Origin of the sequence: Devosia sp. (assembly GCF_014860165.1) — a bacterium.
Taxonomy (GTDB): domain Bacteria; phylum Pseudomonadota; class Alphaproteobacteria; order Rhizobiales; family Devosiaceae; genus Devosia.
On sequence record NZ_JACZKG010000052.1, the window covers coordinates 37,422 to 55,941 of the forward strand.

At 64.5% G+C, this 18,520-nt stretch carries 27 protein-coding genes; 9 read left to right on the top strand and 18 right to left on the bottom strand.

The window, feature by feature from the left end; all coding sequences use genetic code 11:
* Position 1: 1 nt before the first annotated feature.
* Together IH615_RS12920 and IH615_RS12925 are read right to left on the bottom strand one after the other, a co-directional pair.
* On the bottom strand, positions 2–1,006 hold the full coding sequence (locus IH615_RS12920) for an adenosine kinase (protein ID WP_291362282.1): 1,005 nt from the start codon (positions 1,004–1,006) through the stop codon (positions 2–4).
* Positions 1,007–1,100: 94 nt separating this feature from the next.
* Positions 1,101–1,664 carry a TetR/AcrR family transcriptional regulator gene (locus IH615_RS12925; RefSeq protein WP_291362283.1) on the bottom strand — a complete coding sequence of 188 codons (564 nt, stop codon included), beginning with the start codon at positions 1,662–1,664 and terminating at the stop codon, positions 1,101–1,103.
* Between the two features lie 60 nt (positions 1,665–1,724).
* Between IH615_RS12925 and IH615_RS12930 the strand changes: the two genes are divergently transcribed.
* On the top strand, positions 1,725–2,180 hold the full coding sequence (locus IH615_RS12930; protein WP_291362284.1) for a DUF2214 family protein: 456 nt from the start codon (positions 1,725–1,727) through the stop codon (positions 2,178–2,180).
* Here IH615_RS12930 and nth read toward each other — a convergent pair.
* On the bottom strand, positions 2,177–2,851 hold the full coding sequence (gene nth / locus IH615_RS12935) for an endonuclease III (protein WP_291362285.1): 675 nt from the start codon (positions 2,849–2,851) through the stop codon (positions 2,177–2,179). The two genes, IH615_RS12930 and nth, sit on opposite strands and share 4 nt — an antisense overlap.
* A 48-nt stretch (positions 2,852–2,899) precedes the next feature.
* Here nth and IH615_RS12940 point away from each other — a divergent pair, with 48 nt between their 5' ends.
* Both IH615_RS12940 and IH615_RS12945 read left to right on the top strand, forming a co-directional pair.
* Entirely contained in the window at positions 2,900–3,385 is a 486-nt protein-coding gene (locus IH615_RS12940) for a DUF2244 domain-containing protein (protein ID WP_291362286.1), read from the top strand.
* Between the two features lie 71 nt (positions 3,386–3,456).
* Positions 3,457–4,326, top strand: a complete 870-nt coding sequence (locus IH615_RS12945; protein WP_291362287.1) for a bifunctional helix-turn-helix domain-containing protein/methylated-DNA--[protein]-cysteine S-methyltransferase — start codon at positions 3,457–3,459, stop codon at positions 4,324–4,326.
* A 173-nt stretch (positions 4,327–4,499) separates the two neighbouring features.
* Here the strand turns inward: IH615_RS12945 and IH615_RS12950 are convergent, their stop codons facing one another.
* Together IH615_RS12950 and dapB are read right to left on the bottom strand one after the other, a co-directional pair.
* Positions 4,500–5,114: a 2,3-bisphosphoglycerate-dependent phosphoglycerate mutase gene (locus IH615_RS12950; RefSeq protein WP_291362288.1), complete on the bottom strand. Its 615-nt coding sequence runs from the start codon at positions 5,112–5,114 to the stop codon at positions 4,500–4,502.
* A 50-nt stretch (positions 5,115–5,164) separates the two neighbouring features.
* A complete protein-coding gene (dapB, locus tag IH615_RS12955; protein ID WP_291362289.1) occupies positions 5,165–5,995 on the bottom strand; it encodes a 4-hydroxy-tetrahydrodipicolinate reductase in 831 nt (276 codons plus the stop codon).
* 119 nt (positions 5,996–6,114) lie between these two features.
* Here dapB and IH615_RS12960 point away from each other — a divergent pair, with 119 nt between their 5' ends.
* Positions 6,115–6,465, top strand: a complete 351-nt coding sequence (locus IH615_RS12960; protein WP_291362290.1) for a VOC family protein — start codon at positions 6,115–6,117, stop codon at positions 6,463–6,465.
* 38 nt (positions 6,466–6,503) lie between these two features.
* On the opposite strand, the gene coaA is transcribed toward IH615_RS12960, so the two are convergent.
* The 9 genes from coaA to hisB all read right to left on the bottom strand — a co-directional run bounded on the left by coaA (position 6,504) and on the right by hisB (position 12,132).
* Positions 6,504–7,454, bottom strand: a complete 951-nt coding sequence (gene coaA, locus IH615_RS12965; RefSeq protein ID WP_291362291.1) for a type I pantothenate kinase — start codon at positions 7,452–7,454, stop codon at positions 6,504–6,506.
* Positions 7,454–7,771 carry a phosphoribosyl-ATP diphosphatase gene (locus IH615_RS12970; protein WP_291362292.1) on the bottom strand — a complete coding sequence of 106 codons (318 nt, stop codon included), beginning with the start codon at positions 7,769–7,771 and terminating at the stop codon, positions 7,454–7,456. Before IH615_RS12970 ends, coaA begins: the two co-directional genes overlap by 1 nt.
* Positions 7,772–7,944: 173 nt before the next feature.
* Positions 7,945–8,742, bottom strand: a complete 798-nt coding sequence (hisF, locus tag IH615_RS12975) for an imidazole glycerol phosphate synthase subunit HisF (protein WP_291362293.1) — start codon at positions 8,740–8,742, stop codon at positions 7,945–7,947.
* The gene (locus tag IH615_RS12980) at positions 8,739–8,945 is read right to left on the bottom strand and encodes a hypothetical protein (RefSeq protein WP_291362294.1); all 207 of its coding nucleotides are present in this window, start codon (positions 8,943–8,945) and stop codon (positions 8,739–8,741) included. The genes hisF and IH615_RS12980 overlap by 4 nt, the downstream gene beginning before the upstream one ends.
* A gap of 17 nt (positions 8,946–8,962) precedes the next feature.
* Positions 8,963–9,262 (bottom strand): hypothetical protein, encoded by a 300-nt coding sequence (locus IH615_RS12985; RefSeq protein WP_291362295.1) that lies wholly within the window; start codon positions 9,260–9,262, stop codon positions 8,963–8,965.
* A 426-nt stretch (positions 9,263–9,688) separates the two neighbouring features.
* Positions 9,689–10,420: a 1-(5-phosphoribosyl)-5-[(5-phosphoribosylamino)methylideneamino]imidazole-4-carboxamide isomerase gene (gene hisA, locus IH615_RS12990; RefSeq protein WP_291362296.1), complete on the bottom strand. Its 732-nt coding sequence runs from the start codon at positions 10,418–10,420 to the stop codon at positions 9,689–9,691.
* Positions 10,417–11,064 (bottom strand): imidazole glycerol phosphate synthase subunit HisH, encoded by a 648-nt coding sequence (hisH, locus tag IH615_RS12995; RefSeq protein ID WP_291362297.1) that lies wholly within the window; start codon positions 11,062–11,064, stop codon positions 10,417–10,419. Before hisH ends, hisA begins: the two co-directional genes overlap by 4 nt.
* A complete protein-coding gene (locus tag IH615_RS13000) occupies positions 11,061–11,408 on the bottom strand; it encodes a DUF2628 domain-containing protein (RefSeq protein ID WP_291362298.1) in 348 nt (115 codons plus the stop codon). Before IH615_RS13000 ends, hisH begins: the two co-directional genes overlap by 4 nt.
* 136 nt (positions 11,409–11,544) lie before the next feature.
* The gene (gene hisB / locus IH615_RS13005; protein ID WP_291362299.1) at positions 11,545–12,132 is read right to left on the bottom strand and encodes an imidazoleglycerol-phosphate dehydratase HisB; all 588 of its coding nucleotides are present in this window, start codon (positions 12,130–12,132) and stop codon (positions 11,545–11,547) included.
* Between the two features lie 435 nt (positions 12,133–12,567).
* Between hisB and hslV the strand changes: the two genes are divergently transcribed.
* The 3 genes from hslV to hslU are packed head-to-tail and all read left to right on the top strand — an operon-like array spanning position 12,568 to position 14,955.
* Positions 12,568–13,128 carry an ATP-dependent protease subunit HslV gene (gene hslV, locus IH615_RS13010; RefSeq protein ID WP_291362300.1) on the top strand — a complete coding sequence of 187 codons (561 nt, stop codon included), beginning with the start codon at positions 12,568–12,570 and terminating at the stop codon, positions 13,126–13,128.
* On the top strand, positions 13,125–13,652 hold the full coding sequence (locus IH615_RS13015; RefSeq protein WP_291362301.1) for a GNAT family protein: 528 nt from the start codon (positions 13,125–13,127) through the stop codon (positions 13,650–13,652). The genes hslV and IH615_RS13015 overlap by 4 nt, the downstream gene beginning before the upstream one ends.
* Complete coding sequence (gene hslU, locus IH615_RS13020) at positions 13,645–14,955, top strand: ATP-dependent protease ATPase subunit HslU (RefSeq protein WP_291362302.1); 1,311 nt, start codon at positions 13,645–13,647, stop codon at positions 14,953–14,955. Before IH615_RS13015 ends, hslU begins: the two co-directional genes overlap by 8 nt.
* A 76-nt stretch (positions 14,956–15,031) precedes the next feature.
* On the opposite strand, the gene IH615_RS13025 is transcribed toward hslU, so the two are convergent.
* The 4 genes from IH615_RS13025 to IH615_RS13040 form a co-directional block, all read right to left on the bottom strand.
* A complete protein-coding gene (locus IH615_RS13025) occupies positions 15,032–15,520 on the bottom strand; it encodes a hypothetical protein (protein WP_291362303.1) in 489 nt (162 codons plus the stop codon).
* Between the two features lie 62 nt (positions 15,521–15,582).
* Positions 15,583–15,954 carry a helix-turn-helix transcriptional regulator gene (locus IH615_RS13030; RefSeq protein WP_291362304.1) on the bottom strand — a complete coding sequence of 124 codons (372 nt, stop codon included), beginning with the start codon at positions 15,952–15,954 and terminating at the stop codon, positions 15,583–15,585.
* Positions 15,951–16,541 (bottom strand): Smr/MutS family protein, encoded by a 591-nt coding sequence (locus IH615_RS13035; RefSeq protein ID WP_291362305.1) that lies wholly within the window; start codon positions 16,539–16,541, stop codon positions 15,951–15,953. The genes IH615_RS13030 and IH615_RS13035 overlap by 4 nt, the downstream gene beginning before the upstream one ends.
* A gap of 33 nt (positions 16,542–16,574) precedes the next feature.
* Positions 16,575–17,288, bottom strand: coding sequence for a Tim44/TimA family putative adaptor protein (locus tag IH615_RS13040; protein WP_291362306.1), 714 nt, complete (start codon positions 17,286–17,288; stop codon positions 16,575–16,577).
* Positions 17,289–17,451: 163 nt separating this feature from the next.
* Between IH615_RS13040 and IH615_RS13045 the strand changes: the two genes are divergently transcribed.
* Positions 17,452–17,907, top strand: coding sequence for an FxsA family protein (locus tag IH615_RS13045; protein ID WP_291362307.1), 456 nt, complete (start codon positions 17,452–17,454; stop codon positions 17,905–17,907).
* A gap of 76 nt (positions 17,908–17,983) precedes the next feature.
* Positions 17,984–18,505, top strand: coding sequence for a protein-export chaperone SecB (gene secB / locus IH615_RS13050; protein WP_291362308.1), 522 nt, complete (start codon positions 17,984–17,986; stop codon positions 18,503–18,505).
* The last annotated feature ends 15 nt before the right edge of the window (positions 18,506–18,520 follow it).

Genomic DNA, 18,520 nt, shown 5'->3' on the forward strand with positions numbered 1-18,520 from the left:
GTCAGCCCGCCAGCCCATGCACACGGGTCAGGTCCTCGAGGTCGAGCTGCGGCCTTGCGCCGATATGGCTGATCACCTCGGAGGCCGCCAGGCACCCGGTCTTGAGCGCCGATTCCAGCGTCTGGCCGCGGGCCATGCCGAGCAGGAAGCCCGAGGCGAAGAGGTCGCCGGCGCCGGTAGCGTCGACCACCTTGTCGACATTGAAGGCCGGCACCGAGGTCACTTCGCCATTATAGACCGCCATGGCGCCATCGGCGCCCATGGTGATGGCGGCCAGTTCGGCATCCTTGGCGATCTGGCGCACTGCCTCGCCCAGGTCGTCGGTCTGATAGAGCGATTTCAGCTCATGCACATTGGCAAAGACATAGTCGACGGTCTGGGAGCGAATCAGATCGAGGAATTCGGCGCGGTAGCGATCGACGCAGAACGGGTCTGACAGCGTAAAAGCCGCGGCGCGCTCGTTCTTGTGCGCGTAATGGGCGGCCAGCACGAAGGCCTTCTTGGCTTCGACCGGGTCCCAGAGGAAGCCTTCCATATAGGTGATGGCCGCCGAGCCGATCTCGTCGGGGCTGATATCGCGCTCGGTCAGTTCATGGCAGGCGCCCAGATAGGTGTTCATCGTGCGCTCGCCATCTTCGCTCAAAAAGATCATCGAGCGGGCGGTGAGGGCGCCGTTCTTGAGGCGGCTGGTATTGTAGTGCACGCCGATGGCGTCGAGATCGGCCTCGAATACATCGCCCAGCAGGTCATCGGCCACCTTGCCGACAAAGGCAGCGCGGCCGCCCAGCGAGGCCACACCGGCCGCCGTATTGGCGGCGCTGCCGCCCGATATCTGCTGCCGGCCCAGCGGCATCTTGCCATAGAGGTCTTCGGCCCGATCGGTGTCGATCAGGTGCATGATGCCTTCCTGCATCCCCTCCCGCTCGATGAACCCGGCCTCGACCGGCGCGATGATGTCGACGATCGCATTGCCAATGGTGAGAACGTCGAAGCGGGTCTGGGTCATGAGGAGGTCCGGCACAGGGAAAAGCCGTCAGCCGGTTTAGAGGATGAAAGAAAGCTCGGCAACCTCAAGCGCGCGTTGCACCCCTGTCCAACGCCTAGTGCCTGTCGATGATCTGGGTGATCAGCGCCTCGATGTCCTCGCCGGCCTCGATGGCGATCTGGCCATCGAGCAGCAGCACGGCCAGGCCATGTACCCGCGCCCAGGCAGCCAGCGCCGCCACGCGGCCGGCCCTGGTATCGCCGCCGCTGACCCGGCGGAGGGTGGCAAAGGCCGCGTCGGCGGCCATGCGCAGGCCGGGGCGATTGTCGCGGCGCAGCTGCGGCGAGAACATCAGGCGAAACAGCGCCGCATTGTGGAGCGCGAAGAGCACATAGGTCTTGCCCATGGCCGACAGCAGATCGGGGGGATTGGCGGCAGCAACCTCGTCCATGGCCCGCGTGAAGCGCTGGAAACCGGTCACGGCCAGGGCTTCGAGCAGTGCCGCCCGGCTGTCGAAATGCCGGTAGGGCGCGGCGGGGGACACCCCGACGGCCCGTGCGAGGTCGCGCAGGCCGAGCCCGGCTTCGCCGTCGCGCTCCAGGATCACCAGCGCCGCCTCCAGCAGCGCGTTGCGCAGATCGCCATGGTGATAGGGCGCATTCTGACCAGATGTTGACATTGCTTACTTCTGCGTGAATATATGTAAGCAGCGATAACATATGACGTAGAGGACCTGCAAATGGATATCGACCTGCTCCTGGCCATTGGCCATCACCTGGTGGTATTCCTGTTGGTAGGGATTCTCGCCGCAGAATTCGCCGTGCTGCGTCCGGGGCTCTCGGGCTCGCGCATCGGGCAGCTGGCGCGCATCGACGCCGCCTATGGTGCCGTGGCGGCGCTGGTCATCCTGGTGGGCGTCTTCCGGGTGATTTTCGGCGCCAGCGGCTGGGAATATTACGTGGCAAACTACGTGTTCTGGGCCAAGATGGCCGCGTTCCTCGTCATGGGCCTCCTCACCATCCCGCCGACCCTGGCCATCCGGCGCTGGCTGAGGGCGAGCCAAAGCGATGTCGCCTATCGGGTGCCGGAAGCCGAAATCGCCTCGAGCCGGCGCTACATCCACCTGCAGGCAGGCGTGCTGGTGCTGATCCCCATCTTCGCCGCCGCCATGGCGCGGGGCTATGGTATCGCCTAGCTCCCCTTGGGCGCCGGTGTCTTGGGCTCGAAGCGGCACCATTCGCGGATGGCGCAGCGCCAGCATTCGGGCTTTCTGGCCTTGCAGACATAGCGGCCGTGCAGGATCAGCCAGTGATGGGCATGCAGCAGGTATTGCGGCGGTATCACCTTGAGCAGCTGCTGTTCCACCGCCAGCGGCGTAGCCGCCGGCGCCAGGCCGGTGCGATTGCTGACTCGGAACAGGTGGGTGTCGACGGCAATGGTGGGCTGCTTGAAGAAGATGTTGAGCACCACATTGGCGGTCTTGCGACCGACGCCGGGCAGGGCTTCCAGCGCCTCGCGGTCGTCAGGCACCTCGCCGCCATGCCGCTCGATCAGCAGCTGGCTGAGGGCAAAGACATTCTTGGCCTTGCCGCGATAAAGGCCGATGGTCTTGACCAGCTCGGTGATCTGCTCGACGCCCAGCGCCACCATGGCCTGTGGCGAAGGCGCCAGCTCGAACAGGCGTTTGGTGGCCTTGTTCACCCCGGCATCGGTGGCCTGGGCGGACAGCACCACGGCGACGAGCAGGGTGAAGGCATTGACATAGTCGAGTTCGCCCTTGGGTTCGGGCTCGATGTCATGAAAGCGCGCGAAGATCGCCTCGACATCGGCCTTGGACAGCGCCTTCACTTTTTTTGGCACGGCCATTCTCTCGCCCCTGATTCTGCGCCTATAGTCAGTGTTCAAGAGTTCGCCATGCCAATGCAAGCCACAACCACCACGCCGCTCTTTGCTGCCGCGCTGAAGCCGGATCGCTCGCCGCGCCTGATTGGCGGCTGGCTGGCGTTTGCCGTGGCCGGCATGGCGGCCACGCCGCTGGCCGTGCTGGTTCCCGGTGTGCTGCTTCCGGCGACAGTTGCCTTCGGCATTGGCGGGATCGCGCTGGCGGTCCTGTCGGTGCGCCAGTCGCGGCGGCGCCGTATCGCCCAGCAGGTGACGCTGTGGGCCGACCAACTTGAGATCGCCACCATCGACCACCAGGGCGCGCGCCTGCTGCGCCGGTTCGATCCCAAGACGGTGCGGCTGGTGCTTGATCGCGACGAAAACGAAAAGGCGGTTCGCATGCGCCTGCGCTCGGGCAAGGACGAATTCGAGCTCGGGGCCTTTCTCAAGCCCGAGGACCGATCGAGCCTGGCGAAGGCCTTTGGTACCGCCCTGCGCCGCGCCCGGCAGGCGGCCTGAACCGTCAAAAGCGGGTCGCTTCGCGCGCCCGACCCTCCTAGACAGACACCCAACAACCAATGGGTGCCACGATGAACCAGATCACGCACATGACCCCCGCGACGGACTATGACACGATCCGTGCCGCCATCCGCTACCTCAGCGAAAATGGCCCCGACGTGGCAGACCTCAGCCGCTTCGCGCGCACGCTCGGCCTTTCCGAACGGCAGCTGACGGACCTCTTTCGTCGCTGGTGCGGCCTCACGCCCAAGAGCTTCTCCCAAGCCGTGGCGCTCGACCATGCCAAGAGCCTGCTGCGATCAAAGGAAAGCGTGCTCGACACCACCTATGAGGTCGGCCTCAGCTCCACCTCGCGCCTGCATGACCTGTTCGTCACCTATGAGGCCATGCCGCCCGGCATTTTCCGGGCCGGCGGCGCCGGCATGGACATGGTGTGGGGGGCGGCGCCATCGCCCTTCGGCATGGCCGTGGCGACGGCGACCGATTACGGCATGTCGGGCCTCGGCTTTGCCGATGGCGAAACCTCGATCAGCGAGGCCTTCCAGGATCTCGCCAACCGCTGGCCCAATGCACGCTTTGTCAGGGACGACGCGCGCGTCGCGCCGCTGATTGCCCAGGCCTTCGATCCGGCGCGCTGGTCACCCGAGCATCCGGTGAGGGTCGTACTGATCGGTACCGATTTCGAGGTGAAGGTCTGGGAGACGCTGCTCAAGATTCCCTGCGGCAAGGCCACGACCTATCAGAGCGTTGCCAACCATATTGGCCGGCCCACCGCGGCGCGCGCCGTGGGCGCCGCCGTGGGCAAGAACCCGATTTCCTTCGTCGTCCCCTGCCACCGGGTGGTGGGCACGTCAGGCGCGCTTACCGGCTATCACTGGGGCGTGCCGCGCAAGCGCGCCATCCTGGGCTGGGAAGCCGGGGTGATCTCGGCGGCGCATTAGTTTCACGTGAATCGCGGCTAGTCGCACACGCTCCTACACCCACCGGGCGTCACCCTCGGGCTTGACCCGAGGGCTCTTCAGTTAGCTGAACGTCCTGTAAGTACAGTGCCCTCGGGTCAAACCCGAGGGTGACGTGAGTGTGGGGGGACGCACGTGGTCTCCCAGGCCGCAGCCTAAAGCTCCAACCGCTCCACCAGCTTCCCATCCGGTCCGATCCGGTAAACCGTCGGCTGGCCGGTAGCGATTTCGCGCTTCAGGATCTGTTCGGGCGTCAGGTTCTCGATGGCCATCACCATGGCGCGCAGCGAATTGCCATGGGCGGCGACCAGCACGGTCTTGCCAGCCTTGAGCTGCGGCACGATTTCGGCCTCGTAATAGGGCAGGGTGCGCGCCGCGGTATCCTTGAGGCTTTCGCCGCCCGGGGGCGGCACGTCATAGCTGCGGCGCCAGATAAGCACTTGTTCCTCGCCCCATTTTGCGCGGGCATCATCCTTGTTGAGGCCGCTGAGGTCGCCATAGTCGCGCTCGTTGAGAGCAACGTTCCTGATGATGGTAACATTGTCGATGCCCATTTCCTCGAGCATCAGGTCGAGCGTGTGCTGGGCGCGGCGCAGGGCAGAGGTGTAGTAGAGATCGGGGACAATGCCCTTGGCCTTGAGGGCCTTGCCGGTGGCGCGGGCTTCCTCGATCCCCTGCTCGGTCAGGTTCGGGTTGCGCCAGCCCGTGAACAGGTTCTGGAGGTTCCACTCGCTCTGGCCGTGGCGCACGAGGATCAGGGTACCGGTCATCAAAGCATCCTTGCTGGTTGGTCTGGTTGCGCCTTGCTGGCGGCGCTGGGTCAGTCGAGGCCGAGGACGTCGGCCATGGTGTAGAGGCCGGCCGGCTTGCCGGCGGCCCAGAGCGCGGCGCGCGCGGCGCCGCCGGCAAACATGGAGCGGTCCTCGGCCCGGTGATTGAGCTCGATGCGCTCGGCGGGTCCGGCCAGGATCACCGAGTGGTCGCCGACCACGGTACCGCCACGCAGGGTGGCAAAGCCGATCGTGCCCGGCTCGCGCGGGCCGGTATGGCCGTCGCGCACCCGCACGGAATGATCCCTCAGGGCAATGTCGCGGCCCCTGGCAGCGGCCTCGCCGAGCAGCAGCGCCGTGCCCGAGGGGGCATCGACCTTGCGGCTGTGGTGCATTTCCAGGATTTCGATATCGTATTCGGGCAGCATGGCCGCAGCCTTGCGCACGAGGCTGGCCAGCACATTGACGCCGAGCGAGAAATTGCCCGACTTGACGATGCGCGCGCCATTCTGCGCGGCCTGGGCAATGGCTGCGTCATCGGCCTCCGAGCAGCCAGTGGTGCCGATGACATGGATGAGGCCCCGCTCGGCAGCCTTGCCGGCAAGGTCGACACTGGCCTGCGGGGCGGTAAAATCGATGATGGCATCGGCACCATCAAGCGCCGCGTCGATATCGTCGGTGATGATGATGCCCAAGGCGCCGATGCCGGCATAGAGACCCGCATCCTGACCAATGGCGGGGGTGCCGGGGCGGTCGACGGCACCGTGCAGCCGCGCCACCGCGCCATGCAGGTCGAGGCCTCCAAGCGCGGCCACGGCGCGGATATTGGCCGCACCCATGCGCCCGCCGGCACCCGCCACCACGACCTTGATCTCCGCCATACCGCTCTCCACCTCTTCGGCTTCGCCTATAGCAGCGCCATGGCAAAACGCCAACAGCGGTGCCCCATTGTGGTCACCATGCTAGAGTTGAGCTTGGAGCAGAACCCAAGGATGCTGATTTGACCATCACCAACGCGCTGGCCGGAATCGCGGTGGAGGACATTGCCGAGGCTCTCGACTTCTACGAGCGGCTGTTTGGTCGACCTGCCGATGCGCGGCCGATGAACGACCAGGCCGAATGGAAGCTGCCGGGTGGTGCCTGGGTGCAGGTGCATACCGATGCCGACCGGGCCGGGGCCTCGGTGCTGACGCTGGTGGTGGACGATCTCGGCGAGGAGCTGGGTCGGCTGGCCCTGCTGGGGCTCACGCCCGTGTCCAAGGCCATGGGTGGCTTCTTCAAGACGGCGAAGTTCCGCGATAAGGACGGGAACCAGATCGTCCTCAGCCAGCCGCAACCCGGGACGTATTGAACTTCTTACCTCTCCCTTTGGGGGAAAGGTGAAGAGGCTCACACCCGCCGCAACTGCACCGTCTCGATCAGGTGGTTCTTGCCCTTCTTGAGTACCAGGTCGGCGCGGCCGCGGGTCGGCAGGACGTTTTCCAGCAGGTTGGGCAGGTTGATCGTGCGCCAGACCATGCGCCCGAATTCGCCGGCCTCGTCCCGGCTCATCTCGGCGAAGCGCCTGAAGAACGAGGTCGGGTCCTTGAAGGCGGTCTCGCGCAGGCGGAAGAAGCGCTCCATGAACCAGGCTTCCAGATCGTCATTGTCGGCGTCGATATAGACCGAGAAATCGATGAAATCCGAGGCGAAGACGATGGGCTTGCCATCCCTGGGCAATTCCCCCGGCTGGAGGATATTGAGCCCCTCGACAACAAGGATATCCGGGCGGTCGATGGTGACTTCGCTCCCCGGCACGACGTCATAGACCAGGTGCGAATAGACCGGGGCCTGCACATTAGCCTTGCCCGACTTGATATCGGAGAGGAACTTGACGAAGCGCGGCCGGTCGTAGCTTTCCGGAAAACCCTTGCGCTCCATGATGCCACGTTCGGCCAGGATCGCGTTCGGATAGAGAAAGCCATCCGTGGTCACGAGATCGACCTTGGGGCTCGACGGCCAGCGCTGCAGCAGCGCCTGGAGGATACGGGCGGTGGTCGACTTGCCCACCGCGACCGAACCGGCAACGCCGATGATGAAGGGCACCTTCTGGTCGGGCGTCTCGAGGAAGCGGGTCGAGACATTGTGCAGGCCCTGCACGGCCTCGACATAAAAGCTCAGGAGGCGCGTCAGCGGCAGATAGACCTCCTCGGCCTCATGCAGCGAGATCGGATCGCTGAGCGTGCGCAGCCGCTTGATATCGGCGGCATTGAGCGTCATCGGCTCGTCGGCGCGCAGGGCGCTCCACTGGGCCTTGGTGAAATGGTGATAGGGCGCCAGGACTGATGAACGCCGCGCCATCAGGCTTCTGCCCCGCGCGAAGCCTTTTCGGCAAGGCCCGACTGGGCGGTGCGGCTATCGAGCTCAGCCATCACCTCGACCAGCGGCAGATCGGCGGCGCGCAGCACCACCAGCAGGTGATAGAGCAGATCAGCGCTCTCCTTGACCAGCTCGGCGCGATTGCCCGTCACTGCCGCGATCACGGCTTCCGTGGCTTCCTCGCCCAATTTCTGCGCGCATTTTTCCATGCCGCGGGCGATGAGTTTTGCCGTGTAGCTTTCATCGGGCGAGGCGGCCGCGCGCAGGGCGATGCGGGCTTCGAGGTCGTCGAGGGTCATAGGCACAGTCTCCCGTAGATACCGGGAGTCATTCCGGCGAAGGCCGGAATCCATGTATCGAACCATCAACGCGGTGGGCGCCATCGTTACGGACATGGACCCCGGCCTTCGCCGGGGTGACGCGGTGGGTTTTGAAGGCTTAGAGCAAACTTTCGTCGTCGCGTCACTACGACCTAAGCCGCCCGGTCCATGCGCACGGCGACACCATGGTCGCGCAGATATTGCTTGGCCTGGGGAATGGTGAAGGTGCCGAAGTGGAAGATCGAGGCCGCCAGCACGGCGCTGGCATGGCCCTCGATCACGCCATCGACCAGGTCCTGCAGCTTGCCGACGCCGCCGGAGGCGATGACCGGCACTTCCACGGCATCGGCAATGGCGCGGGTCAGCTTGAGGTCGAAGCCGGACTTGGTGCCATCGCGGTCCATCGAGGTCACCAGCAATTCGCCGGCGCCGCGTTCGACCATGCGAACCGCGAATTCCACCGCGTCGAGGCCCGTCGGCTTGCGGCCGCCATGGGTGAAGATCTCCCACTCGGAGCGATTGTCGCCACCGACGCGCTCGCTGAGCCGCTGCTTGGCATCGACGGAAACGACGATGCACTGGTTGCCGAACTTGTCGGCGGCACGGGAAATGAAATCGGGGTCGTTCACAGCCGCCGAATTGATCGCCACCTTGTCGGCGCCGGCCAGGAGGAGCTTGCGGATATCCTCGATGCTGCGCACCCCGCCACCAACGGTCACCGGCATGAAGCAGTGATCGGCCGTGCGCGCCACCACGTCGAAAATGGTGTCGCGGCCCTCGTGGCTGGCGGTGATGTCGAGAAAGGTCAGCTCATCGGCCCCCGCCGCATCATAGGCCATGGCGGCTTCGACGGGGTCGCCCGCATCGCGCAGGTCGACGAATTGCACGCCCTTCACCACGCGACCACCCATCACGTCGAGGCAGGGAATGAGGCGGGTCTTGAGCGTCATTGACGGGGTTCCTTATTGGCCTTGAACCGCTGCATCACCGTGCGGAAGACGGTGAAGAGCAGCGAGAACAGCCACATGAAAAAGGCAAAGACGGCGACGAGCAGTGCCCATGATGGCAGAACATTGATGAGGGCCGCATACCCCACCGCCAAGATGGGAATGATGGGGACGAGATACCACCACCAGGTGACCTTCTCGATCATGATGTGGCGCGGCGCCCTCACTTCTTGCGCACCATCTCATGGACTATCAGTATTGGCAGCACGACCGAGGCGATAAGGCCGATAATCATCGCCACCCCAAATAGGAGAATGTACGAGAGGGTACCCAAACTCATTAGCGAGCCCACATCGGCACCCATGACGACGCAGACGGGATTCGATTTTAGGTTCCATTCCGGGCAGACGTATAATCTGAGGAATTCTGGAACAATCGCGCCGAGAACCGCCAATGCCGCGAAAACCAGAGCGATCCCGACAACAAATTTGAGGCGCACAGAACTTGGTTCGTCGTGGGTCATCACGCAGCGGCCTTCAGCATGGCCAGTGCTTCAACAGCCAAGATGGGGATGATGGGGACGAGATACCACCACCAGGTGACCTTCTCGATCATTACTTGACGCGGGGTCTTCATGGCTGGTTCGTCCGATTTGGCCAGCTACCCCGATGCACTCCCAGCACGATCATGCAGCAGACAAACAGCGCCAGGGCCAAGGGAACAGTACCGACCAGATACCAGAACGTCATGCCCATTTGGTAAAGCGCACTTCCCCAATCCGACCCTGCAATAACACAAGGGTTGGTGAACCCCTCATGCAACTTGCAGCCATTCACGCTAGCCAAAGTAACGGCTAGGGCCGTCGGCACTATCGGGAAGAAGGCGAATATCGCAATCGCCACAAGCGCAATGCGATACCTTCGCATCGGAAATCCGTCGGCCCGCTCCATCACGCAGCGGCCCTCAGCATGGCCAGTGCTTCACGTGAATCAATGCGGCCGTCATAGAGGGCGCGGCCGGAAATGGCCCCTTCGAGGATCTGGTAGTCCGGTTGCACCATGCGCTCGATATCGGCCATCGAGGCGAGACCGCCCGAGGCGATGACCGGGATGGAAGTCGAGCGCGCCAGCTCCAGCGTCGAGGGCCAGTTGATGCCAGCGAGTATGCCGTCGCGGTCGATATCGGTATAGATGATGGCCGCCACCCCAGCGCCTTCGAAGCGCTTGGCCAGTTCGATGATTGATAGTTCCGACGTCTCGGCCCAGCCCTCAACCGCCACCATGCCGCCCTTTGCGTCGGTGCCGACGGCCACCTGGCCGGGCCACTTGCGGGCGGCTTCCTTCACCAGATCAGGATCGCGCACCGCCACGGTGCCCAAGATGACGCGCGCAAGGCCCTTGTCCAGCCAGCTCTCGATATGGGCAAGCGTGCGGATGCCACCGCCCAGCTGCACCGGGAACTTCACCGTCTTGAGGATGGCCTCCACCGCCGCGCCATTGACGCTCTCGCCGGCAAAGGCGCCGTTGAGGTCGACGACATGGAGATACTCAAAGCCCTGATCCTCGAAGCTCTTCGCCTGCGCCGCCGGATCGTCGTTGAACACGGTCGCCTGGTCCATGTCGCCCAGCTTGAGGCGCACGCATTGGCCGTCCTTGAGGTCGATGGCGGGGAAGAGAATCACGGCGTCCACCTCAGGAAGTTCTCGATCAGCTGCAATCCCAGCGCCTGGCTCTTTTCCGGGTGGAACTGGGTGCCGAACAGATTATCGCGGCCGACACAGGCGGTGACCTGCCCGCCATAGTCGGTCGTTGCCAGCAGCGTATCCGGGCTCTCTGTCACCAGGTGATAGGAGTGCACGAAATAGGCATGCTGTCCGTCCGGGCCATCGGGGATGCCGGCAAAGAGCGGATGCGGCCTTGTCACCGAAATGGTGTTCCAGCCCATATGCGGGATCTTGAGCGCAGGATCGGATGGCCTGATCCTTTCGACCGCGCCGGGGATCCAGCCCAGGCCCGGTGTCACCACCTTCTCGCGGCCCTCAGACGCCATCAGCTGCATGCCGACGCAGACGCCCAGGAAGGGCACGCCAGAACGGATGACGCGTTCCTCCAGCACCTCGACCATGCCGGGCACGGCGTCGAGGCCCGCCTTGCAGTCGGCAAAGGCGCCGACGCCGGGCAGCATGATGCGGTCGGCCATGCGGACGCGTTCGGGGTCGGCGGTGACTTCCACCGTGATCCCGAGCGGCGTCGCCATGCGCTCGAAGGCCTTCTGGGCCGAATGCAGGTTGCCAGCGCCATAGTCGATGATGGTGACGAGACTCATCGGATCGCCTCCAGTTGCGCCATGTCGGTGCTGACAGCGACGCGCTCGCCGCGGTGGGTCCAGCCGCGCCAGGCGAGGGCGTGGCGGCGGAGGCCGGGTGCAGCAAAGCCCAGCCAGGCGGCGCCCAGGGCATAGAGCAGCACGGCCGCATCGTCCCCGATGAAACCGGACAGCACGACGAGCGCCAGCACGGCCAAGACCCAGGCGACCAGCTCCAGCCAGAGCCCATGCGCCAACAGGAACAACGGCGGCAGCAGGGCGGCAAACCAGGAGAATGTCTCCGGAATCGCAGCGGGCAGGTCGGTCTTGCCGGGCTTGGGATCGAAAATGGCGTAGAGGGTCACCGGACGCTCCAAAGTGCGCGATGTCATTCCGGCGGAGGCCGGAATCCATCTCGATATGTCAGGATGGACCCCGGCCTTCGCCGGGGTGACACCGTGGTTGTGGGTGAATTAGTGCAAAAGGCCGGAAAACAAAAGCCTAGAGCGTGCCCTTGGTGCTCGGCACCCGGTCGCCCACGCGCGGGTCGATCTCCACCGCCTCGCGCAGGGCCCGTGCCACCGCCTTGAACATGGACTCGGCCAGGTGATGGTTGTTGTCGGTGTAGAAGTTCTCGATATGGAGGGTAATCCCGGCATTCATGGTGAAGGCCTGGAAGAATTCGCGGAACAGCTCGGTATCCATCTCGCCGACCTTGTCGCGCGAGAATTCGGCCCGGAACACCAGGAACGGACGGCCCGAAACGTCCAGCGCAGCGCGGGTCAGCGTGCCGTCCATGGGCAGGTCGGCCGAGGCGTAGCGGCGGATGCCGCGCTTATCGCCCAGCGCCTTGGCAATGGCCTGGCCCAGCGCGATGCCCACATCTTCCGCCGTGTGGTGGAAATCGATATGCAGGTCGCCCTTGCAGGCAATATCCATGTCGATGAGCGAGTGGCGGCTGAGCTGGTCGAGCATGTGATCGAGAAAGCCGATGCCGGTCGCCATGGCATGCGCGCCCGTGCCGTCGAGGTTCACCGAGACGGAAATCTCGGTCTCGTTGGTCTTGCGGGAAATGCTGGCGCTGCGCATGGCGGTCTCCGGGAATACGGCGGCTCTCTAGCAGATAGGCATGATGACGTGAAGATTGGGTTGCGGTCCCCTGATCGCAAACTTATCCACGCCCTGCCATCCCGGTTCATACTGGCCCCGTTCCCGCACAACACTGCGCGGTCGCGACGAACGGTCGTGTGCGGGAATGCCGGTGGGGTCGGAGTCGTCCGGCCCGGCGGGGGGAACTCGGCAGCTGCGCTTGCGATACAGCGTACCTGGCCCGGACCCGTCTCAAATCCCGGCGTGACGGCGAGGCTTTGCCTCTTTCATTTTGCGGTCTGCCCGCTCGGGGCAAAGCCTCGCCATCACGGCAGCACATCCGGAGGCCCGCAGGCCGACCGGCGCTTCGGCACGCATTGCATTCCTTGGCGACGCTCCTAAATATCAGCCAACAGTTCTGGAGTACCTCCCCAAATGAGTGACAGTGCATTTCCCGGCTGGCACGGGACGACGATCGTTTCCGTGCGCAAGGGCAACAAGGTCGTGGTGGCTGGCGATGGCCAGGTTTCCATGGGCCAGACCGTGATGAAGCACGGCGCCAAGAAGGTGCGACGCCTGGCCGGTGGCAAGGTGATCGGCGGCTTTGCCGGGTCCACCGCCGATGCCTTCACGCTGTTCGAACGCCTCGAAGCCCGGCTCGAGCAATATCCTGATCAACTGATGCGCGCCGCGGTCGAGCTGGCCAAGGACTGGCGCACCGATCGCTATCTGCGCAAGCTCGAAGCCATGATGATCGTGGCAGACAAGCGCGAGACGCTGGTGCTGACCGGCACCGGCGACGTGCTGACCCCCGACCATGGCGTCACCGCCATCGGCTCGGGCGGCAATTACGCGCTCAGCGCCGCGTTGGCGCTGGCCGATGCGACCGAACTCGACGCCGAGGACATCGCGCGGCGCGCCATGAAGATTGCCGAGCAGGTCTGCGTCTACACCAATGGCAATGTGACGCTCGAAACCATCGAGCTGGACGCGTGAGCTATTCGATCCGCCAGCTGACGGGTGCCGATGTTACCGCCTATCGCGCCATCAGGCTCGAAGCGCTGGTCAATCACCCCGAATCCTATGGCACGTCGCCCGAGGCGTTCTCGGCACGGTCGGATGCGACGCTGGTCACCCAGCTGACCAGCCTGACCTATTTCGGCGTCATCACCGATGCCGGAGAATTGGCCGGCATCGCCGCCTTCGCCATCGATGATGGCGAGCGGGAGCGCCATCGGGGCTGGGTGATGCAGGTCTATGTAACCCAGGCCATGCGCGGCACTGGTGCAGCGCTAGCCATGTTGGAAGCGGTTGCCGAGCATGCCCGGGCCCATGTCATCCAGCTCCACCTGATGGTGGGTGCCCACAATGCGCCCGCTATCCGGCTCTATGAAAAGGCGGGGTTCAAGACCTACGGCACCGATCCCCGCTGCCTCCAAGTGAACGGTCGCTATATCGACGAACACATGATGGTGCGCTTCCTCGACGAGGCACCAGGAAAGACGAACGAGAATGTCTGAAACCAACTTTTCCCCACGCGAGATCGTGAGCGAGCTCGATCGCAATATTGTCGGCCAGCATGACGCCAAGCGCGCCGTGGCCGTGGCCCTGCGCAACCGCTGGCGCCGGCAGCAGCTTTCGCCCGAGCTGCGCCGCGAGATCACGCCCAAGAATATTCTGATGATCGGGCCAACCGGCGTCGGCAAGACCGAGATTTCGCGCCGCCTGGCGCGCCTGGCCCAGGCCCCGTTCATCAAGGTGGAAGCCACCAAGTTCACTGAGGTGGGCTATGTCGGCCGCGACGTCGAGCAGATCATCCGGGACCTGGTGGAAGCCGGCATTGCCGTGTTGCGCGACAAGCGCCGTGCCGACGTGCAGGCGCAGGCCCATGCCAATGCCGAGAACCGTGTGCTCGACGCCCTGGTGGGCAATTCGGCCGCGCCCTCGACCCGCGATAGTTTCCGGAAAAAGCTGCGGGCCAACGAGCTTGACGACAGCGAGATCGAAATCGAAATGCAGCCGGCGCCCAATACCGGGGGCTTCGAGATCCCCGGCATGCCCAATGGCGGCATCGGCATGATCAATCTCAGCGACATGTTCAAGTCCGCCATGGGCGGGCGCGGGGTCAAGCGCAAGATCAAGGTCAAGGACGCCTATGAGCCGCTGATCGCCGAAGAGGCCGACAAGCTGCTCGACCAGGACCAGCTCAAGAGCGAAGCCATCGAGCTGGTGGAAAACCACGGCATCGTCTTCATCGATGAGATCGACAAGGTGGCCCATCGCGAGGGCGGCGTATCGGGCGGTCCATCGCGCGAGGGCGTGCAGCGCGATCTCCTGCCGCTGATCGAAGGCACCACGGTGTCGACCAAATATGGCCCTGTCAGCACCGACCATATCCTGTTCATCGCCTCGGGCGCATTCCATGTGAGCAAGCCCAGCGACCTGCTGCCGGAACTGCAGGGCCGCCTGCCGATCCGGGTGGAGCTCAAGGCCCTGACGCGCGAGGATTTCATCCGCATCCTCAGCGACACCGACAACAGCCTGATCAAGCAATATGTGGCGCTGATGGGCACCGAGGGGGTGACGCTGGACTTCACCAAGGACGCGATCGAGGCCATTGCCGACGCGGCGGTCAAGGTCAACAATTCGGTCGAGAATATTGGCGCAAGGCGCCTGCAGACGGTGATGGAGCGGCTGGTGGAAGACATCAGCTTCGAAGCGCCCGACAAGCAGGGCCAGACCATCACCATCGACGCGGCCTTCGTTGCCGAGAAGGTGGGCGTGCTGGCGGCCGATCAGGACCTGAGCAAGTTCGTGCTGTAGGGTCTGGTGTCTTCCCCTCTCCCCCTGAGGGAGAGGGACGGCCTGACGCGTTCAGCGGAAGGCCGGGGTGAGAGCCTCAGATCAGCGCCGAAATCCGCGCATCGGTCAGCGCATAGAGGCATTCGTTACGCGCTTCGCTCAGCGCCGGGTCCATCACCGCGGCGACCTTGACCAGCGCCTCGTCGATGAACGCTACCGCCTCGAAGAGCGACACCTCTATGTCGTTATCCCCGCAGATATCGGCGGCACTATAGTGATCGGCAGCCAGCACATTCAGCACGCCGGCCGGATTGGATTTGAGCGCGCGAGAGAGGCTGATGGTGAGGCTTTCCGACGTGCCGGCATCCGTACCGGGAGCCAGCAGCGGCACGAGGTCGATCCAGCCGCGATCACCGGCCTCGACATGGGCCAGAAATCCGTTCCAGACGCTTTCATCGAGCGATCGCACCACCGCGGTCGCGTCCTGCCCCTCCAGCAGGGCCCGGATGGCGCTCGGCGTCAGGTCGGCGGAGAGTGTGGGCATGGTCAACGCGGCAAGGATGGCCGCGACACCTAAAGTGCGCATGATAACCTCCTCCTGCAGATATCTTGAAAATACGCCCTATTGCTGTGCTTTTCCAGCGCCTCTCAGGCGCGCGACTTGCCCGAACGGCGGACCAGCTCGTTATGAAGGAACTTGAGGTCTTCAGCATCGAGCTTGCCGATATCGGCCGCCAGCCGGTTGGTCAGTTCCGTCGCCTCGGGCACGAGGCCACCGGTGTCGATGGTCACCTTGGGGTCGCTCATTTCGGCCAGGCGCTGCAATTCCTCGGCCTCGTCCCAGATGACGTTGAAGAAGGCGATGATGCGATGCAGCAGGAAGCCGGTGGGCTTGCCGCGCCGGCCATGCTCGAGGGCGGAGAGATAGGCGCTCGACACATTGAGCGCCGCCGCCATCTGCTTGAGCGAAATGCCGCGGGCCTCGCGCAATTCGCGGATCCTGGCGCCCAGGGGGGTCATGCGCGGCGCAGGCGCACATACCACGCCCCCTCTCCACCGTGACCGCGCGCCGCAACGCTCCAGCCCGAGACCATGGGCGCCAGACCCGGCTCGTTGAGCCAGACTGGCAGCATGGTGCGCAGCACGCCGCGCTCGGTCATGGCGGCGATATAGTCATTGTCGGTCTTGGCGCCCTTACCGGTAATGACCAAAACCGTGCGGTCGCCCCGGTTGAAGCGGGCGCGGATGAAGCCATGCAAAGCCGATCGCGCCTCGTTCTGGGTCATGCCATGCAGGTCAATGCGCCCATCGATATCGATACGGCCACGGCCCACCTTCTTGCGGATGGCCGGATCGACGGCCTTGTCGGGCAGGGTGGCGGATGGCGATGGCGCCTGATAGGGCGGCAGGAAGGGCTGGCGGGGCGGCTGGCGCCTGGGCGGGGCCTTGGTGGCCACCGCGGCAGGCGCCGGCTCTTCGGGCGGCAGCGGCAGGGGCACGCTGCCGAATTTCAGCAGGCCCTTGCGGCGCAGCGGGTCAACCGTCGATGCCACGGCCGTCCACAGGTGGAAGTCATGCGGCAGGCGCCTGGGATCACGCTTGGACATGGTTGTGTGACGCCGCCGGGCCGCCCTGTTGGATCAGTCGAGCTGGCTGGTGGTGACGACCTTCCAGTTCGGGTCGCGCGATTTGGGATTGCGGGCGAAGGTCCATTCATCGGCGATGGTCTGCACCTGCTCGGCATGGCCCTCGACCAGGGTGCCATCCTTGTCGCGGGTGGCCGACACCACCTCGGCATGGAAGCGCACGGTGATCAGGACGTTCTTGCGATCATATTCGGCCTCGGAGATTTCGACCTTCGGCAGGCCGACAAAGGTGAAGTCCACGGTCTGGCCGGCGGCCTCGCGCTCGGCGATGGCGCGCTGGAAACCTTCGAACACGTCCTTTTCCAGCAGGTTCTTGAGCGTCTGCCGGTCCCCGGCGGCATAGCCGGTGACGATCATCTCGTAGGCCTGCTTGGCCCCGTCGAGGAAGGATTTGGGGGTGAAGGTCGGATCGGCCTCGACCACGGCCCGCAGGCCGGCGGCCAGTTCGGCATCGCCATGGGAGAGCTGCTCGATTTCGGCCTCGGTCTTGCGGGCGCGGCGCTCATCGTCGAGCTCGGGGGCAGCCGTGCCGCGGGGGCGCAGCGGCACCACGGTTTCTTCGGCGGACTCTGCGGGTGCGGGCTTGCGCCGCTCCACCGGCGGCCGCTCAGTGCCGGTCCTGGTGCCCAGTACCGACCGCAGCCGGAACAGCACGAAGACGGCCACGGCAATCACGATGAGGGTGGGCAGGTCGAAGAATTCATCCATTGGGCAATGCACCTTACCTGAACGCGCCGGAGAAAATCGACGCTGCAGCGCTCGTTGAGCGCTTCATTTGGCCTATATATAGGCAAAGCCTCACCCCAAAACCAGTTCACACTGGGGAGAGCAAGCGTTTTGCCGCATAGGCGGAGAGAAGGAAACCCTGACCTTGGCACGATTTTTAGCCCTCGGCCTCATTGCCCTGCCGCTTATCGAGATCGCCATCTTCATCAAAGTCGGCCAGACCATCGGGCTCTGGCCGACGCTGGCCCTGGTCATTGGTGCGGCCCTGCTGGGCGGATTGCTGCTGCGCCAGCAGGGGCTGTCGGTGCTCGGGCAGTTGCGCAGCAATGTCGACAGGGGCCAGATGCCGGGCCGTACCATTGCCGACGCCATGATGATTGGTGTCGCGGCCCTCTTCCTGGTGCTGCCGGGATTCCTCAGCGACGTGGTGGCACTAGCGCTCCTGCTGCCGCCGGTGCGCGGCTGGATCTATGCGGCCCTCGCCAGCCGGGTAACCGTGGTCGAGACATCGAGCTTCCGCCATACATCGGGCCAGGCCGGGCCGCGGCTTGGGGGCGAGGGCAGCATCGACCTCGACCAGGACGACTACCGGCCACGCTAGGCAGCGCCAGCTTGTCGCTTCCCGGCAAAGATGCTAGCCACGCCCCCAGCAATTTCCTTGTGAAGGACTACAGCATATGGCTGACGATACCCAGGGCAGCGCGGCCCCGAGCCCAGCAAACCTGCCCTCGATGAACCTGGTAGGCCAGTATATCCGCGATCTCAGCTTCGAGAATCCGGGTGCGCCCGGCTCGATCATGGCGGGCGGCGGCAATCCGGCCTTCAACGTTTCCATCTCGGTGGGCGTCAAGAAGCAGGCCGACGACATGTATGCGGTTGAGCTGACGCTCAATGCCAAGGCTAACAGAGAAGCCGTGGTGCTGTTCAATGTCGAGCTCGTCTATGGCGGCGTGTTTCGCCTCAAGAACGTGCCCGAGGCCCAGCTCAGCCAGTTGCTGATGATCGAATGCCCGCGGCTGATCTTCCCGTTCGCGCGTCAGGTGCTCGCCAGCACCACCCAGCAGGGCGGTTTCCCGCCGCTGATGATGGAGCCGGTCGATTTCGCCGCCATCTATCGCCAGAACCTGGCCAAGCTGGCCGCCCAGCAGGGCGCAGCGCCGCTGACCGCGTCTGCAGCTGAGACCGATAAGCCCAACTAAGGGGCTGGTGATGTG

Coding starts and splice junctions, on each gene's coding strand:
- IH615_RS12920 (WP_291362282.1), bottom strand. CDS start 1,006: ATGACCCAGACCCGCTTCGACGTTCTCACCATTGGCAATGCGATCGTC.
- IH615_RS12925 (WP_291362283.1), bottom strand. CDS start 1,664: ATGTCAACATCTGGTCAGAATGCGCCCTATCACCATGGCGATCTGCGC.
- IH615_RS12930 (WP_291362284.1), top strand. CDS start 1,725: ATGGATATCGACCTGCTCCTGGCCATTGGCCATCACCTGGTGGTATTC.
- nth (WP_291362285.1), bottom strand. CDS start 2,851: ATGGCCGTGCCAAAAAAAGTGAAGGCGCTGTCCAAGGCCGATGTCGAG.
- IH615_RS12940 (WP_291362286.1), top strand. CDS start 2,900: ATGCCAATGCAAGCCACAACCACCACGCCGCTCTTTGCTGCCGCGCTG.
- IH615_RS12945 (WP_291362287.1), top strand. CDS start 3,457: ATGAACCAGATCACGCACATGACCCCCGCGACGGACTATGACACGATC.
- IH615_RS12950 (WP_291362288.1), bottom strand. CDS start 5,114: ATGACCGGTACCCTGATCCTCGTGCGCCACGGCCAGAGCGAGTGGAAC.
- dapB (WP_291362289.1), bottom strand. CDS start 5,995: ATGGCGGAGATCAAGGTCGTGGTGGCGGGTGCCGGCGGGCGCATGGGT.
- coaA (WP_291362291.1), bottom strand. CDS start 7,454: ATGGCGCGGCGTTCATCAGTCCTGGCGCCCTATCACCATTTCACCAAG.
- IH615_RS12970 (WP_291362292.1), bottom strand. CDS start 7,771: ATGACCCTCGACGACCTCGAAGCCCGCATCGCCCTGCGCGCGGCCGCC.
- hisF (WP_291362293.1), bottom strand. CDS start 8,742: ATGACGCTCAAGACCCGCCTCATTCCCTGCCTCGACGTGATGGGTGGT.
- IH615_RS12980 (WP_291362294.1), bottom strand. CDS start 8,945: ATGATCGAGAAGGTCACCTGGTGGTGGTATCTCGTCCCCATCATTCCC.
- IH615_RS12985 (WP_291362295.1), bottom strand. CDS start 9,262: ATGACCCACGACGAACCAAGTTCTGTGCGCCTCAAATTTGTTGTCGGG.
- hisH (WP_291362297.1), bottom strand. CDS start 11,064: ATGAGTCTCGTCACCATCATCGACTATGGCGCTGGCAACCTGCATTCG.
- hisB (WP_291362299.1), bottom strand. CDS start 12,132: ATGCGCAGCGCCAGCATTTCCCGCAAGACCAACGAGACCGAGATTTCC.
- hslV (WP_291362300.1), top strand. CDS start 12,568: ATGAGTGACAGTGCATTTCCCGGCTGGCACGGGACGACGATCGTTTCC.
- hslU (WP_291362302.1), top strand. CDS start 13,645: ATGTCTGAAACCAACTTTTCCCCACGCGAGATCGTGAGCGAGCTCGAT.
- IH615_RS13025 (WP_291362303.1), bottom strand. CDS start 15,520: ATGCGCACTTTAGGTGTCGCGGCCATCCTTGCCGCGTTGACCATGCCC.
- IH615_RS13030 (WP_291362304.1), bottom strand. CDS start 15,954: ATGACCCCCCTGGGCGCCAGGATCCGCGAATTGCGCGAGGCCCGCGGC.
- IH615_RS13035 (WP_291362305.1), bottom strand. CDS start 16,541: ATGTCCAAGCGTGATCCCAGGCGCCTGCCGCATGACTTCCACCTGTGG.
- IH615_RS13040 (WP_291362306.1), bottom strand. CDS start 17,288: ATGGATGAATTCTTCGACCTGCCCACCCTCATCGTGATTGCCGTGGCC.
- secB (WP_291362308.1), top strand. CDS start 17,984: ATGGCTGACGATACCCAGGGCAGCGCGGCCCCGAGCCCAGCAAACCTG.